Below are 15718 nucleotides of genomic sequence, written 5' to 3' on the forward strand. Positions count from 1 at the left end.
TTATTACTAGACTTTCTGTATAATGTACATCTTTACATCTCTTTGCATAAGCACGTAAATCCTGCTTTATTTTTCTGATGTTATTTGTCATTTTTTTACCTCTCCTTATATTTTTTTATAGTAAAGTTTTAATTCACAAAATTAAAAAATCTGTTATTTATTATGATTGATATGAAATTAAAAAATAGTATTTTAAATATGATAAAATTGCATTAAAGTTAATATTCAATATCTCGTATAACCTTAAAGCAATTTTTGATAAGTGATTTTTTAGTGATTTAAAATGATTTTTTTATTAAAATACATTTTTTATTTTAATATCTCACATAAATTTATAATTTTTAAAGCTGTCTAAAACATATTCAAATTAATTTAAAATTCAGACAAAATAATTATATTATTTTTTTTAATAATATACAAATTATTCATCATAAAATTTTTAAATATAAAATAAATTACAAAAATATGATTTTATAACAACAAAATTTCGTGAATACGCTCAAATTTCTTTAGAAGTGAAACAATAAAAACTAAGCAAATTTGAGACTTAATATAGTTTTTAAGTTCCACTTCAAAGGATTTCACTATAACTTTATTACATTTCTATTTTACCAAAAAATTTTAAAAAGTCAATTATTTTTTTCGTTCAAAACATATTTTTCTATTTTTTTTTTTTTGTTTTTCATTATAGAATTAAAATAAAATTTAATAAAAAACGAAAAAATCAACTTTAAAAATTTAAACTTTCTAAATGCTAAGTATTATATAAAAAAAATTTTTAATTTTTTTATATTTCCCTATATTTCATGATAATTCCCTTATCTTAAAATTTTTAAAAAAAATTCTATTTTTTCTATTTGAATTTATTTTTAAATTAAACCAATAATAAATTTATTCTAATAACAAATTCTAAAATTTATTTAATTCTTGTTATTTCACTTTTGATGGATTCATACTAAACTCTATTTAAAAAATAGAAATAAAATTCTATAACAATTAATACTAAACTCCATTTAAATAACGAATTTATTACAAACTTTTCCAACACAGGATAAAACCCTAGTATTTCCAAATAATTAAAATATAATTTTTATTTTTTAAACAGATTTTAGTATAAATTAATCCGTCGGAGCATTTTTCTATGCTGGCAAAATTGTTTGAGCATAATGAGTTTTTTGTCAGTGCAGAAAAATGTCGTAACCATAGGTTATTGCGTAGTAATTTTGCCATAATTTTAATTATTAGGATAAACCTTTACTGCAAGATAAGGATTTTCGGCAATGAGCAATTCTACGAAAACAAGGAAAACAAAAGGTTTTTCTTTAACGTTGGCGATGGTAATATTAACAGCACAAAAGGTATTATCAAATGCAAAATTTTTTATTACAAACATTAAAATCAACTAAGAACTACAAGTTGACAGAGGAAGACAAGGAATATAACTCGGCTATTTCAAAACAGAGAATTTACATAGAGCATGTGAACAGGCATATTAAGAGATTCAGGATATTATCCACATGTTACAGAAACAAAAGAAGAAAATTTATTATGAGATTCTCGTTGATTTGTTGAATTTATAATTTTGAATTGTAAAGTTGTCGAACAGGTCTAATGGATTTAGCATTAATTTAATTTTCAAATAATTTATTGTTTAAATTATTATTTATTATTGACAAGATAGAGAAATGTAATATAAAATTAAATAAGAGGTGAAAATTAATAGACAACCCCTCCTATAATAAATGCATATTTAGCAACTAATGGAGGTATTAAAATGGTTATATTTCAGATTTTAGCTATATTTTTTTCAATTATAATATATTACCCTTTCTTTAAAAAATACGATAATATAAAACTTGAAGAAGAAAAAATATAAATTTTAACGGAGTGATTCTAAATGAGTACAATTATAAAGGAGACAGTCTCAAAAAATATAATTACTAAATCTAAACTACCAGCTACGGATTATGTTATAAATAACTATGTTGGGTGCAACCATGGCTGTATTTACTGTTATGCAGAATTTATGAAAAGATTTACTAACCATACTGAAAAATGGGGAGAATTTTTAGATGTTAAAAAGTTTAATGAAGAAAAATTTGTTAAATATCTTAAGAAAATAAATAGTGATAAAAAAATATTAATGAGTTCAGTTACAGACCCTTATAATCCGTATGAAATAAAGTATAAATCTACAAGAAATATTTTAAAACTTTTTATTCAAGCAAATAATGAACATATTCATTTAGAAATTTTAACAAAATCTTTACTGATTTTTAGAGATATTGATTTATTAAAAAAAATTAAAAATATTACTGTAGGAATTTCATTAAATACATTGAATGACAATTTAAGAAGGCAAATCGAACCTTGTGCAGGAAGCATTAAAAGCAGAATTGAAATTCTAAAAAAACTTAAAGGAGAAAATATACCCGTGTATTTATTTATATCTCCTATTTTTCCGATGCTTACACAATTGGAAGAAATTATTGCTACCTGTAAAGATACAGTCGATTTTATTTATTTTGAAAATTTAAATCTAAGAGGGAGATACAAAAAAATTATTTTAGATTTTATTTCAAAAAATTTTCCTGAGTATAACCAGCTATATCAGGATATCTATACAAAGAATAAAAAAGAATACTGGTATTTACTAATGGAAGATATAAATAGATTATGTGAAATTTATGATATAAAATATAAAACTTTCTTTTTTCATGATAATAAATCAAGTTAAATCTTAAAAAGTTAAAACAAAAAAAAGCACCCCCTTATAAGAGTGCAATATATTTTTATTTTTTATTCAAAAACTTCCGTCGCATTCGTAACTTCATTCCCCAACGCCACATTCAAAGCCACAATTGCCACTTCCAATTGGCTTTCATCAGGCTCGCTTGTAGTTATTTTTTGTAGCCACATTCCAGGAATTGCAATCATTTTGGCAAAAACATTATCCAGATGGTAGCTTGTCCAACGCTGTATTTCATAAGAAAGTCCAGCAACAAATGGTACAAATAGAATTCTTGTTACCAATTTGTAAAATATCATTGTAAAATGTCCTGTTGGAACTTTGAAAAATAAGTCAACTGTTGAAAATACAAGAATACTTATGAACATTACAAGTAAAAGAAAACTTGTACCACATCTTGGGTGAAATCTTGTACATTCCTTTGCGTTTTTAGGTGTCAATTCTTTTTTCATTTCGTAGTTCATAATGCTTTTATGTTCTGCCCCGTGATATTCAAAAACCCGCTGTATATCCTTTAAAAACGAAATCCCATAAATATATCCCAAGAAAAGAACTAATTTTATAACAGCCTCAACAATATTTGCCTTTAAAACACTGTCTTTAAAGAAAAAACCTCCAACAGCTGACGGAAGCCACATAAACACCGCAATTCCCAACAGAACCGATGTCAAAACAGTAAATCCAACTTGTTTATCTGTCAATTTCTCCTCTTCCAGTCCAGCCTGATTTGATGCAAAGATAAGCTCCTTTGTCCCGACAACCATTGCATCATAAAGTGCTATAACTCCTCTCACAAAAGGTACTTTTAACCATTTATTATTTTTTTCAGTAAGTGTTATTTTTTTATAAACAATACTTCCATCCTGCTTACGAACAGCCGTTGCAATAGCCTTAGGTCCTCTCATCATAACCCCTTCCACAACAGCCTGTCCTCCGACAGTCACTTTTTTATCTTCCATTTTTACCCACTTTCTTAATATTCCATATTTTGTTTAACTTTTCTATTATTTCAATTAATATTTTATTCCCTGTCAATTACTGCCCTGTTTTTTATCCGTTTCAATGATTTATTAATGTGTTCAGCCTTGTATTTGCTTACTCCCTTTATTTTAGCAATGTCTGAGGCAGTTGACATCAGGATTGACTGGACATTTGAGAATTCCTTTACAAGAACGTCCCTGTCCTTTTTGCTTATTTTCGTTATATTGCTCAAAAGCCCGTATCCACGTGGCTGTATCTTTTCATCAAGATTTATGATATTTGCATCAAACCCTAGAAGATACACGATTTTTTCATCATCCAGCAACTCTTCTTTAGTCAGGGATTTTACCCTTAATCCAATTTTCTCCGCTGTTTCATCACTTATCTTATAATCCTTTATGAGAGCATCAAAACTTTCGTTTTTGTTTAACATTATTTCTTCATACTGAATTTTTATAAGCCGTCCTTCACTTCCAAGTTCCGCCATATATTCAATCAGTTCCTCCGACATTCTGAAAAGCAGCCCATACATTCTCACACATTCCACAATATCATAAAGTGTTACCATATTGTCAAATTCAAGAATTGACAAGTTCACATGGTTTTTTTCAATCGCAATTGAATATTTTTCAAGAGCCGTTATCGCCTGTGAAGATTTTGTCAGCAAATCCCCAATTTCATTTAACAAATATCTAAATTTCCCATAATATATCGTAATTTTATTCCGTCTTTCAGAAACAGCCACAACCAGATTTCCCTTCTGCTGAGCTATTCTGTGTGCCGCCTGATGTCTTGTCCCACTTTCATCCGTCTCTATCGAATAATTGGGCTGTAATTGAATATTTGCTCCATAAATCGTCTTTATATCCTCTGACAAAATAATCCCACCATCCATTTTGGACAGTTCATAAACCTTTTGTGGCGAATATACCGTGTTCAGTTCAAATCCTCCGCCCATCACATCTTTCAGATTACTAGGATTCCCCAGTACAATCAATGCTCCCAGCTTTGCCTCCTGAATTTTATCTATCGCTTCTCTCAAAGCTGTTCCCGGTGCTACCCTGTCAAATATATGCTCCAATATTTTCTTCTTATTAACTGCCTTTTTTATCATTTCCCATTTCCTTTCGCCTTTTTTTGCTCTGTCGGCTTATCTTATCCTCTCGACAAGTTCACTTATGTTACTTATATAATTAAGTTTTATTTTTGTTTTTTCCTTTTCAAAGTCTGCCTGATGGCTTTTTGGAAGATACACTCCTGCAAATCCCATTTTTTCCAGTTCATTTACCCTATTTTTTATAAATGAAACCTTTCTCACCTCTCCACGTAATCCCAATTCTCCAATAGCTGCTATTTTCTGGCTTATTGGCACTCCCTTTACTGAGGACAGAAGCGAGAAAACTACCGCCAAATCAGAACTCCTGTCATTCAAGTCAATTCCGCCTGGAATATTTATATAAATATCTTTTGAATTTACATCCACCTTCAAGGAACGTGATAAAACCGCACTCAATATTTCCACACGAGTTTTGTCATATCCCTCAACTGTCCTTCGTGGCATTCCAAAATTTGGTGTTCCCAGTAATGACTGCACTTCAAATAAGAATACACGGCTTCCTTCAAAAATTGGCACAATAATGCTGCCAATATTTTTTTCATCCCTGTCGCTTATAAAAAATTCAGACGGATTCTTCACTTCACTAATTCCATTTTCCTTCATATCAAAAATTGAAATTTCATTTGTGGAGCCATAACGGTTTTTTATCGAACGGATAATTCTATAATAACTGTTTTCCTCCCCTTCAATTTGCAACACAGCATCCACCATATGCTCAAGCAATTTTGGCCCCGCCAGTTTTCCATCCTTCGTAACATGTCCCACAATATAAAATGCAATTTCATTTTTTTTAGCAATTTCAATGATTTTTAAAGTAGTTTCCCGAATCTGTGTAACACTTCCGGGAATGGAATTCACATTTTCTGAATAAAGCGTCTGAATTGAATCAATTACAACAACTTTCGGCTTATCCTTTAAAATTACACTTTCGATTTTTTCAATATTTGTGTCATTCAGAATATACAAATTTTCACTTTTTACATTGACACGTTCTGCACGCTGTTTTATCTGTCGTGGCGATTCTTCTCCCGAAACATAGAATACATTTCCAATTTTTGCATATTCCTGTGACAACTGAAGCAGGAAAGTCGATTTCCCAATCCCAGGGCTTCCAGTAATCAGCACAACTTCCCCCTTTATCAGTCCACCTCCCAGCACCCTGTCAAATTCCTCAAAAGGCGTTACCATCCGAAATTCTTTTTCTATTTCAATTTCTGTTATCTTGCTTATCGAAACTTCTTTTGATTCCACATTTTTAAAAGTGCTCTTTATGTCAATTTCCTCTTCAAATGTTCCCCACGAGTCGCAGTTAGGACATCTTCCCAGCCATTTTAATGAACTGTAGCCACATTCCGAGCATATGTATTTTGTCTTTCCTTTTTTTACAGCCATTTTGAGTTCCCCTTTTATTCTTTACTTATTTTATATATTACCAAACTTTTTTAACAAAATTATGTTTTTTGCCTTTTTATTAACTTATAATCATTCATTTCAATTTCTTAACTCTCTCAATCAAACGTTTTTCCACATTTTCCGTTACAAAAAAACTTAAATCCCCCTTATTTAATGCAACTTCCTTCACAAGACTTGAACTTAAGTACAGATATTCTCTTGAAGCCGTCAAAAATACAGTTTCAAATTCACTTTTCGCAAGTGTCTTATTTGTCAAGGTAAACTGCAGTTCATATTCATAGTCTGACAAGGCACGTAAGCCTCTTATTAGAATATTTACGTTTTCTTTACACATAAAATCAACTAATAATCCGTTAAAAATTTTTATTTCAGCATTAATATTTTCTTTTTTCAAGATTTCTTCTATCATTTCGACTTTTTCTTCATCCGAAAACCAGGCTTTTGATTTTGTAGAATTTTTAAAAATTCCTATTATTAACTTATCAAATAAATTTGAAGAACGCTTTATAATATCAATATGTCCCTTCGTTATTGGATCAAAACTTCCCGGATACAATGCCACTTTTTCCATCTTGTTCTCCTGTTTTTACTGCTTTTATTTTTTCATTCTTGCCAGTGCCTCTTTTGCTGCATGTTTTTCAGCTTCCTTTTTACTTTTTCCAGTTCCCACACCATAAATTTTATTATTCCAACTTACAGAAATTTCAAAAACCTTATCGTGATCAGGGCCCTTTGTATTAAGCAACTTGTATTCTGGCATTTTTCTGTACTTCCCTTGAACAAATTCCTGCAAAACCGTCTTATAATCGCCAGTTCCTTCTATTTCCTCAAGTTTGTTTATTTTCCCAAGCAAAAGTTTTAATGCCACATTTTTCGCAGTATAATAATCTGAATCTTTAAAAATCGCACCAATCAAAGCCTCAAACGCATCACCTAAAATAGATCTTCTGTTTCTCCCGCCAGACATAATTTCACCATTGCTCAAATACAAATATTCTCCCAGTTCCATCTCACTCGCAATAGTTGAAAACACAGGTTCACTTATAATTTGACTTTTTAGTTTGGCAAGCTCACCTTCCGTCTTTTTTTCGTAAAGCTCGTAAATATATTCCGTCGTTATAAGATTTACCACCGCATCTCCCAGAAATTCAAGTTTTTCATTGTTAAATCTCCTAGTTTTTTCCGTTTCATTGGAATAGGATCTATGTGTCAAGGCTTCTTCCAGATATTCCTCATTCTTAAATTCATATCCTATTTTCTGCATAAGTTCCTTAGCATCCCTATTTGCACCTGTTTCCATTTTTTCACCTCCTTTATTTTTTTATTATTCACTTTTACACTTTAATTAAGGGGAAAATCAATATTTATTCTCCCCTTAGTTATTTTCAAATATTTTTATTATCTATATTTTCTAAATGCTAAAACTGCATTATGTCCACCAAATCCCAGTGAACTTGACATTCCTACTTCAATATCCCTTTTCACAGCTTTATTTGGTACATAGTCCAAATCACACAATGGATCAGGATTTTCATAATTTATAGTTGGAGGCATAATTCCTTCCGAAATTGCAAGTGCCAGAAATGCTGCTTCGATTCCTCCCGCTCCACCTAGCAAGTGTCCAGTTGCACCTTTCGTAGAACTTACAGAAAGGTTGTATGCGTGTTCTCCAAATACTGATTTTATCGCCTGAGTTTCATTTTTATCGTTTGCAGGTGTAGATGTCCCGTGTGCATTGATATATCCAACTTCCTCAGGTTTGATATTTCCTTGCTCCAAAGCCATTTTAAATGCTCTTGCAGCTCCTTCTCCACCATCAGACGGTGCTGTCATATGGTAAGCATCTCCAGTTTCTCCATATCCCACAACTTCCGCATAAATTTTTGCTCCACGTTTTTTAGCATGTTCCAATTCTTCCAATACTAGCACTCCAGAACCTTCTCCAAGCACAAATCCATCTCTATCCGCTGTAAATGGACGTGATGCAGTCTTAGGATCCGGATTAGTTGATAACGCTTTCAAGTTCGCAAATCCTGCGATTCCTGATGGAGTCACTGTTGCTTCTGTCCCTCCAGCTATCATTGCATCAGCTTTCCCTAATAAAATTGCCTGAAAAGCATCCCCAATCGAGTTCGTTCCCGAAGCACAGGCGGTAACAACTGTCTTATTAGGCCCTTTTGCTCCTATGTAAATCGAAGTATTTCCAGAAGCCATATTCAAGATTGCCGCTGGAATATAAAATGGCGATACTCTTTTAGGCCCTCTAGTAACAAGTTTTTCCACTTCCTGCTCAATTACATCCAGCCCCCCAATTCCAGAACCAATAATTACTCCAATTCTATCCGCATTTTTATCCGTAATTTCCAATTTTGCATCTTCCAATGCCTCTTTAGACGCCGCAATCGCAAATTGTGAAAATCTAGCTATTTTTTTCAATTCTTTTTTCTCAATATAATTTTCAGGCACAAAATCCTTTACTTCCGCTGCAATATGCACTGGATGTTCTGAACTGTCAAACTGTGTAATTTTATCAATCCCACATTCCCCAGCCAATAAATTTTTCCAAGCCTTATCCTTCCCCGTACCCAACGGAGTTACCAGTCCTATTCCTGTAACAACTACTCTTCTCATTAATACACCTCTCATCTTTTATTTTTTTCTAATTCTAAATACAAATTTTAAATTTTATAAAATAAATTGTTATTAATAAAAGGGTTTTTCTTTAATTTTTGTATTTTTTCTTTTTTCAAACGTAAAGGGGATCAGTCATCATCCCCTTTACAATCACGACGTTTTTAATTTAATTACAACAATTGTGATACTGAAAATAATAAGCAAAATTTCGTTAAGCGGGGTTGTAAGGGCATGGCGTCTGATGCCCTTACGTCAAAAGAAATTAAAAAATATAAAAGAAAAAACAATTATTAATCAAAATAATCTATAACATGAAAAAAAACTTTTAACTAATATTTAGAAATAGATTATATTAATTTATTTTATTATTTTAAATAATAATTTTTTTGCAATAAGTTTATTTTAACATTTTTTCATTTTTTTTTCAATAAAAAAGGGGGGAATACCCCCAAAAGTTTTATCTATTATTTAGATTCAATATATTCGATTACATCTTTAACTGTTTTAATTTTTTGTGCATCTTCATCAGGAATTTCAATGTCGAATTCTTCTTCAAAAGCCATGATTAATTCAACTGTATCTAATGAATCAGCTCCTAAATCATCAACGAAAGACGCATCTTCAGTTACTTGATCCTCGTCTACTCCTAATTGATCTACTACTATTGATTTAATTTTATCTAGCATTATAATGCCACCTCCATATTTATTTTCTAGAATTATTATACCAAATGAATTTGAAAAATGCAACTAAAATTTATTAATAATTAAAATTTTCAACTTTAGCTCAATAATTCCATTAATTCCTTATCACTCATTTCAAATAAGACCTTTTCCCCATCTTTGCTTTCCAGCAGATTTTCACTTAACTGACGTTTATTTTCCTGAATTTTTATAATTTTTTCCTCAATTGTACCTTCTGTAACAAGTTTTATAACTTGCACACTTTTTTTCTGTCCAATTCTATATGCCCTGTCACTCGCCTGATTTTCCACAGCAATATTCCACCACGGATCATAATGAATTACAACATCCGCTCCAACAAGATTTAATCCCGTTCCACCTGCTTTTAGCGAAATCAATACAACTTGCCGCTCTCCAGCGTTAAATCTATTACAAATATCCACTCTTTCCTTCGATTTTACACTTCCATCAATATAAAAATACTCAATTCCCATACTTGCAAGCTCTTTTTCAATTTCCTTCAAGGTTCCTACGAATTGTGAGAATATAAGCAGTCTATGTCCATTTTCTGTAATATCTGGCAATAAATCACGCAATACTTCCAATTTTGCCACATCACCCTTGTAATCTTCCTTGAATAAAGTTGGCGAATTACAAATTTGACGCAATTTTGTCAAGATAGCCAATATTTTCATACGATTATTCTCATTTTCATTAAATTTCTTCATTTCACTTTTAGCCTGTTTTATATAGGACATATACAGCTGTTTCTGCTCATTACTTAATGTTACAACCATATTTGACTCAATTTTATCTGGTAATTCTGTAAGAACTTCCTTTTTTGTTCTTCTCAATAAAAATGGAGCGATAATTTCACGTAAATTATGTATTTTAGAAGAATTTGGATTTACAATCGCTTCCTTGTAGGTTTTCTTGAATTTTGTCAAATTATCTAAGTATCCTGGTATTACGAAATCAAAGATTGACCATAGTTCCAGAATGTTGTTTTCTACTGGGGTTCCCGTCAATGCAAAATTTACTTTACTGTTGATTTTCATAACGGCTTTTTTTATTTGAGAAGTCGTTGTTTTTATATTTTGAGCCTCATCCAGCACTACTATGTCAAAATCCCTGCTTTTGTACTCTTCAATATCATTTCTCAAGGCCTGATAAGTTGTTATCAAGAAGCCTTTTGATCTTCTTGAAATAATTTCTTTTCTTTGAGCAGCTGTTCCTTCAATCAGAGTTGGATTTATCCCTGTAAATTTGATAATTTCTTCCTTCCAGTTGTACAATAGCGAACTTGGCACAATAATTAATGCCGAAAAGCCTCTATTTTCCTGATAAATCTCATTTAACAGCGAAATTGTCTGCAAAGTCTTACCAAGTCCCATATCATCAGCCAGAATTCCGCCAAACCCAATATCATACATATTTTTCAGCCAGTTAAATCCTAGCTTCTGATACGGAAATAATTCTACATTTATATTATTTGGTTCAATTTCCTGTCGATTTTTTATTTTATGAAACAAACCCTTAAATTCATCCATTTTCACAAGTTCATCCTGAATATTTTTTGAAATTTGGGCAAGCTGCAGTGCCTTTATTTTAGAAATCTTATTTTCTCCCACTTTCAGATTGGAAATGGAATCTGTAATTCCAACTAATTCTTCAATACTTTTATTGGCAATTTTTACAAGTTCCCCGCTCGAAAGCGTTATGTATTTCTGCTCATTTTTAATAGCTTCCATCACAATTTCCACATCTTCAGTCTTTATTCCCTCAATATCAAAGCTGACATTCAAAAAATTATGTTCCACTTTTTTTATTCCAATATGAACATCAATATTCCGTGCATTTTTTATTTTATTATCCAAATGAATTTTTACCTTATCAGCATGCATTTTGTCAATATATTCCGAAATTTTTCCCAAGCCTTCATAATTCACATTATAAGTATCTTCTGTCAATCCCATATTCACAAAGGAATAACTTTCCACGTGTTTTTTCAGCTCTTCAAACAAGCTCACATTTTTTCTTGGAATAAAATATTTACCATTTTTTTCAACTGCACATACAGTATTCGACAAATTAATTTTTACAAGTTCCTTTTCATCCGTTTCCGTAACAAAAATATCAATATTTCCGTCCTCATCAATATATTCGGCAACATTAATATTTTCATACTCCAGAACTGCCCTTAATTTCTGATTTTCCTCCCAAGGCAGCTGATTAAACAGCTCCATATCCAAAAAATCAAATTTTTCAAAAAATCTCATTTCATTTTTATCCATTTTAAAGACTTTGGTAGTGTCATTTGAAAAAGTGTAAAATGGACTATTTTCAGAAATTTTTTCAATATTTCTCATTATAATTTTATCATTTTCCAGTATAAATAATGGCTCATATGAATTCATTATCTGCTTTTGCTCCCCTAGAAGAATCAGGCTCTTTCCTTTTTCCATAGCGGCAAGCAACCTATTCAAAAGCATTTCATACACCTTTAACCCTTTTTTATCCTTAATTCCGCTATCAATTACACTCTGAATTTCCTTACTATATTCATAAATTGCATGAATTATTTTTTTATTTACCTCATTAAAAAAGTAAGTTTTTGGATTATAGGTAATTTTTGAAGTTATTTCATATTCTCTGTCTTTCACAATTGCTTCGATAAATTTTAAAATATCCTTTACATAGTAAGTTTTCTTTAATCCCGTTTTTAACCGTAAAATATATCCTCGTGCAGTATTTTCCTGATTATAGTCATATCCGTATTTATAGTCGCTGTAACTTCCTTCGTCAATTTCAACTTCCAGTCGCATTTCCTGCTGTTCTTCCACTTCAATATTCTGATTTTCCACATGTAAATTATAAATTTCATTAATTTTCTCAGAAACACTTTCAAGATTTTCCAATATTTCCTCGTTATTTTTAATTTTCTGGGAATTTTGAAAATCCATCTCCACTTTCACATTCCCATCTTTTACAATATTTTCAGCATTTCCTTCAATTATTTCAAATCTAGCTTCCGAACTTTTACTTTTTTTATCAATACTTTGCAACTCATTATTTTCAATATTTCCTATTTTTTCAAAAATTTCACTTGATTTATCTAATTTTTTTATATTCAAATTTTTATCTTTTAATTTTATTCTCTGTCTTGATTTATTCTTATTATCGTTCACCAAATTTTGTTTAACAACTTTTTCAGTTTTAGCTTTTTGCTCTTTTTCCTTAATTTTGGCTAATTTTTTATTATCTTCCTCAAAATCATCCTCAAACATCATCTCAATTTCATCAGTCCCAATAACCTTTGAAATTTTTTCCGAATGATCCGCCATCATCCCCAAAGTTACAACATGTTTACAACAATTTTTTTTGCTGTTCTTGAAAAACATGCAATCACAGTTAGCTTCAACAAATTCCCCTTTTTTTTGCTCCATTGTAATTGATGTCTTACAAAGACTATTTTCCTTATACTCACCTTCCACCGTCAAAAAGTTCCCATCGGCAAAAAGTGCAGTTATATTCCCCAAACTTTTATTATAATATTCCTGTCCAATTACAAAAATACTTGGTGTTATCTGTTTTTTTAATTCTAACGAAATACTATTCTCTCTCATTTCTCTCCCTTACTTTTATTAAAAAAATCTTTTGATTAACAACTGTCCTTTTTTTGAATTACTTACCAAATCAGTTATTTATCAAAAAATTTAACGACATAGTAAAATCTTTTTAACACTAAACCTGAAAGTTACAATTATTCTGTTCAAATTTTAAATTTATTTAGTTTTTATCAGTTTAATTTTACAGAATTTTAACTATATTTAATCATTATTATTGCATTCTCATTATTCCCATAATAATTTTTTCTTACGGAAATTTCTTCAAATCCAATTTTTTTATAAAGTTTTAGTGCCTTCACATTATTTTCATTAACTTCCAGCAAAAATTTATTTTCTGAAAAATTTATATTTTTAATTCCTGCATTTTTATTATCTTTAATCAAATTTTCTATACTTTCAATTAATAATTTTTCACCAAAACCTTGTCCTTGATATTCTTTTTTTATTGCTACCTCAAAAATATCTATGCTCTCTATTGTACCATAAAATGCGACATATCCCAACACATTTTTCTCAATTTTTTCATTTTTGCCCAAATCCGTTTTTTCTTTTTGACTTTTTTCTAAAGTTTTATTTTTATCTTCTTTTTTTAATTTTTCCACAAAAATATTTTCTCCTGTAAAATTAAATAAGCAGTATATCTCATACTGCTCACCTAACATCATTTCAGAAAAATATTTATCCCCAACTCTATTTTTAAAGTTTTCATTATGAATTTTAACCAATTCACTCACAATATTTTCCATTTTATTCTCCATTTTTTCTTTAACTTTATCAAATTATTCTTTAATAATAAAACGAATACACCTATAAATACTCTAAAATTATAATAACCCAATTCTAGTTAAAGGCCACCATCTTACAAGTAATTCCCCTTTAATTCTAGGTTCAGCTACAAGTCCAAAGTATCTTGTGTCATGACTATTTGAAGTGTTATCTCCCATAGCCATATAATAATTAGTATCAAGTGTTATAGTTTCTCCATTTAACAATCTTTTGAACAATTCATCATCATACTTAAAGTCCATAATCGGCATAACCATTTCATCTCTGCCTTCCACTTTTAGAGTGAATGTATAGTACTTGTTAGTTAATACATCATTGAAATTAGCTTTGTATATATCATTGCTCCCAATTATATCTTTAAAGTTTTTATCTGTTTTTATTAATTCCAGGAATTCTTTTCCAGTCAAATTTTTATAACCTTTTCCATCGTAATAACTTTTCCAGTCAGTTTCTGCAACCAAGCCGCCTTTTACTGTTTCATAAAATTTCTTATCAATTGCGATAACTTTGTCTAGCTTTACTTTATCGCCTTTTTTCGGAATATAAATTTTATTATTCATAAGTATTCCTTCAGGCAAATATAATTTTTGAGGTGTTACTCTTTTTAAAATTTCTGATTCTTGTCCATTTATTATCATTGCTCCACCAACTTCTTGAACCTCACGATCACGATATTCTTTTAATTCTTTCTCATATCTTGCTTCTTCAAGTTTATCGTGCTTTTTATCGCCATTATATTCAGGATCTCTTGGTTCCTTGTCAATGTTTGTAATTTTAAATTCAGTTATAGTCATCTTCCCTTTTGCAATTTGTAAAGTATCTCCAGCCGCCCCGACTATTCTCTTTGTAAACATCAGCTTATTTTCCATTGGTTCCTTAAAGGCTATTATATGTCCGACTTTTGGTGATGAAAAATGGTATTTAACCATATTTGTGAAAACTCTGTCCTGAATTCTAATTGTAGGTTCCATTGAACCTGTTGGAATTACGTAATTCCCAATATAAAACATTTGTATAAGCCCTACCAAAATAATTGCAATTAATGCGTTGTCAATTCTCGAAAGTGCTTTTCCAAACGTGCTTCTCTTTCTTTTTTCTCTTTCAATTCTTTCTTCCACTGTAATATTTTCCTTTGGAAATATTTTTTTGAAAATTTCTTCCGCATTTTCATTTTTTACTTTTGCCTCTGTCAATATTTTTTCCAATTTTTTATTTTCATGTACAGCTTCCTTTAAAATCGTCTGTTCATCAATTTTTTCTTTTGGCAGTTCTTTAAATAAATAAATGAGAATCAATGAAATTATAACATTTATTCCCAAGTAAATATGAAAATTCATATCCATAATATTAAACATTAATCTGCTCAGAAATAACATTATAAGATTAAGTAAAAAAATCCATTCATGCTCTTTTCTTAAAATATAAAATACCGTATTTATAATAAACACTCCATAAATTCCCCAAACTTTTATAAAAATATCAGAATCCGGTGTTTTATCTACAATCACAAAAAACACTGATGTAATAATTAACGCAACTATTGTTAAAATATTCCCCGCCGTAAAACTTCCATTATTTCTCCCAAGCGGCACTTTTTGCAATATTTCATCTTCCTTCATTCTTATCCAATGAATAACCTGTTTTTCTTTAAAAAAGAAAAATAATAGAAATAACGATGCAACAAGATAAAATGCTCCCCATAATAACATATTCATAATTTTCCCTC

At 30.2% G+C, this 15718-nt stretch carries 12 protein-coding genes; 2 read left to right on the top strand and 10 right to left on the bottom strand.

Annotated elements, in window-relative coordinates:
• Window positions 1-1368 precede the first annotated feature (1368 nt).
• Complete coding sequence (locus K324_RS16625) at window positions 1369-1572, top strand: transposase family protein (protein ID WP_084533570.1); 204 nt, start codon at window positions 1369-1371, stop codon at window positions 1570-1572.
• A gap of 325 nt (window positions 1573-1897) precedes the next feature.
• Entirely contained in the window at window positions 1898-2737 is an 840-nt protein-coding gene (locus tag K324_RS0105720; protein ID WP_026748309.1) for a radical SAM protein, read from the top strand.
• A gap of 62 nt (window positions 2738-2799) precedes the next feature.
• Here K324_RS0105720 and K324_RS0105725 read toward each other — a convergent pair whose 3' ends face one another.
• From K324_RS0105725 to lepB, 10 genes are all read right to left on the bottom strand, one after another.
• Window positions 2800-3708, bottom strand: a complete 909-nt coding sequence (locus tag K324_RS0105725; RefSeq protein WP_026748310.1) for a DUF1385 domain-containing protein — start codon at window positions 3706-3708, stop codon at window positions 2800-2802.
• Between the two features lie 62 nt (window positions 3709-3770).
• Entirely contained in the window at window positions 3771-4844 is a 1074-nt protein-coding gene (gene disA, locus K324_RS0105730; RefSeq protein WP_026748311.1) for a DNA integrity scanning diadenylate cyclase DisA, read from the bottom strand.
• 36 nt (window positions 4845-4880) lie between these two features.
• Window positions 4881-6239, bottom strand: a complete 1359-nt coding sequence (gene radA / locus K324_RS0105735) for a DNA repair protein RadA (RefSeq protein ID WP_026748312.1) — start codon at window positions 6237-6239, stop codon at window positions 4881-4883.
• Window positions 6240-6333: 94 nt separating this feature from the next.
• On the bottom strand, window positions 6334-6831 hold the full coding sequence (gene coaD / locus K324_RS0105740; protein ID WP_026748313.1) for a pantetheine-phosphate adenylyltransferase: 498 nt from the start codon (window positions 6829-6831) through the stop codon (window positions 6334-6336).
• A 24-nt stretch (window positions 6832-6855) separates the two neighbouring features.
• Window positions 6856-7560, bottom strand: a complete 705-nt coding sequence (rnc, locus tag K324_RS0105745) for a ribonuclease III (RefSeq protein WP_026748314.1) — start codon at window positions 7558-7560, stop codon at window positions 6856-6858.
• Window positions 7561-7658: 98 nt separating this feature from the next.
• Window positions 7659-8891, bottom strand: coding sequence for a beta-ketoacyl-ACP synthase II (fabF, locus tag K324_RS0105750; RefSeq protein WP_026748315.1), 1233 nt, complete (start codon window positions 8889-8891; stop codon window positions 7659-7661).
• 467 nt (window positions 8892-9358) lie between these two features.
• The gene (locus K324_RS0105755) at window positions 9359-9580 is read right to left on the bottom strand and encodes an acyl carrier protein (protein ID WP_026748316.1); all 222 of its coding nucleotides are present in this window, start codon (window positions 9578-9580) and stop codon (window positions 9359-9361) included.
• Window positions 9581-9675: 95 nt separating this feature from the next.
• Entirely contained in the window at window positions 9676-13203 is a 3528-nt protein-coding gene (locus tag K324_RS0105760; protein ID WP_026748317.1) for a DEAD/DEAH box helicase, read from the bottom strand.
• Window positions 13204-13397: 194 nt separating this feature from the next.
• A complete protein-coding gene (locus K324_RS0105765; protein WP_026748318.1) occupies window positions 13398-13952 on the bottom strand; it encodes a GNAT family N-acetyltransferase in 555 nt (184 codons plus the stop codon).
• Window positions 13953-14030: 78 nt separating this feature from the next.
• Window positions 14031-15707: a signal peptidase I gene (gene lepB / locus K324_RS0105770; protein WP_026748319.1), complete on the bottom strand. Its 1677-nt coding sequence runs from the start codon at window positions 15705-15707 to the stop codon at window positions 14031-14033.
• Window positions 15708-15718: the final 11 nt, after the last annotated feature.

It is taken from the genome of Leptotrichia trevisanii DSM 22070, from assembly GCF_000482505.1.
Taxonomy (GTDB): Bacteria; Fusobacteriota; Fusobacteriia; order Fusobacteriales; family Leptotrichiaceae; genus Leptotrichia; species Leptotrichia trevisanii.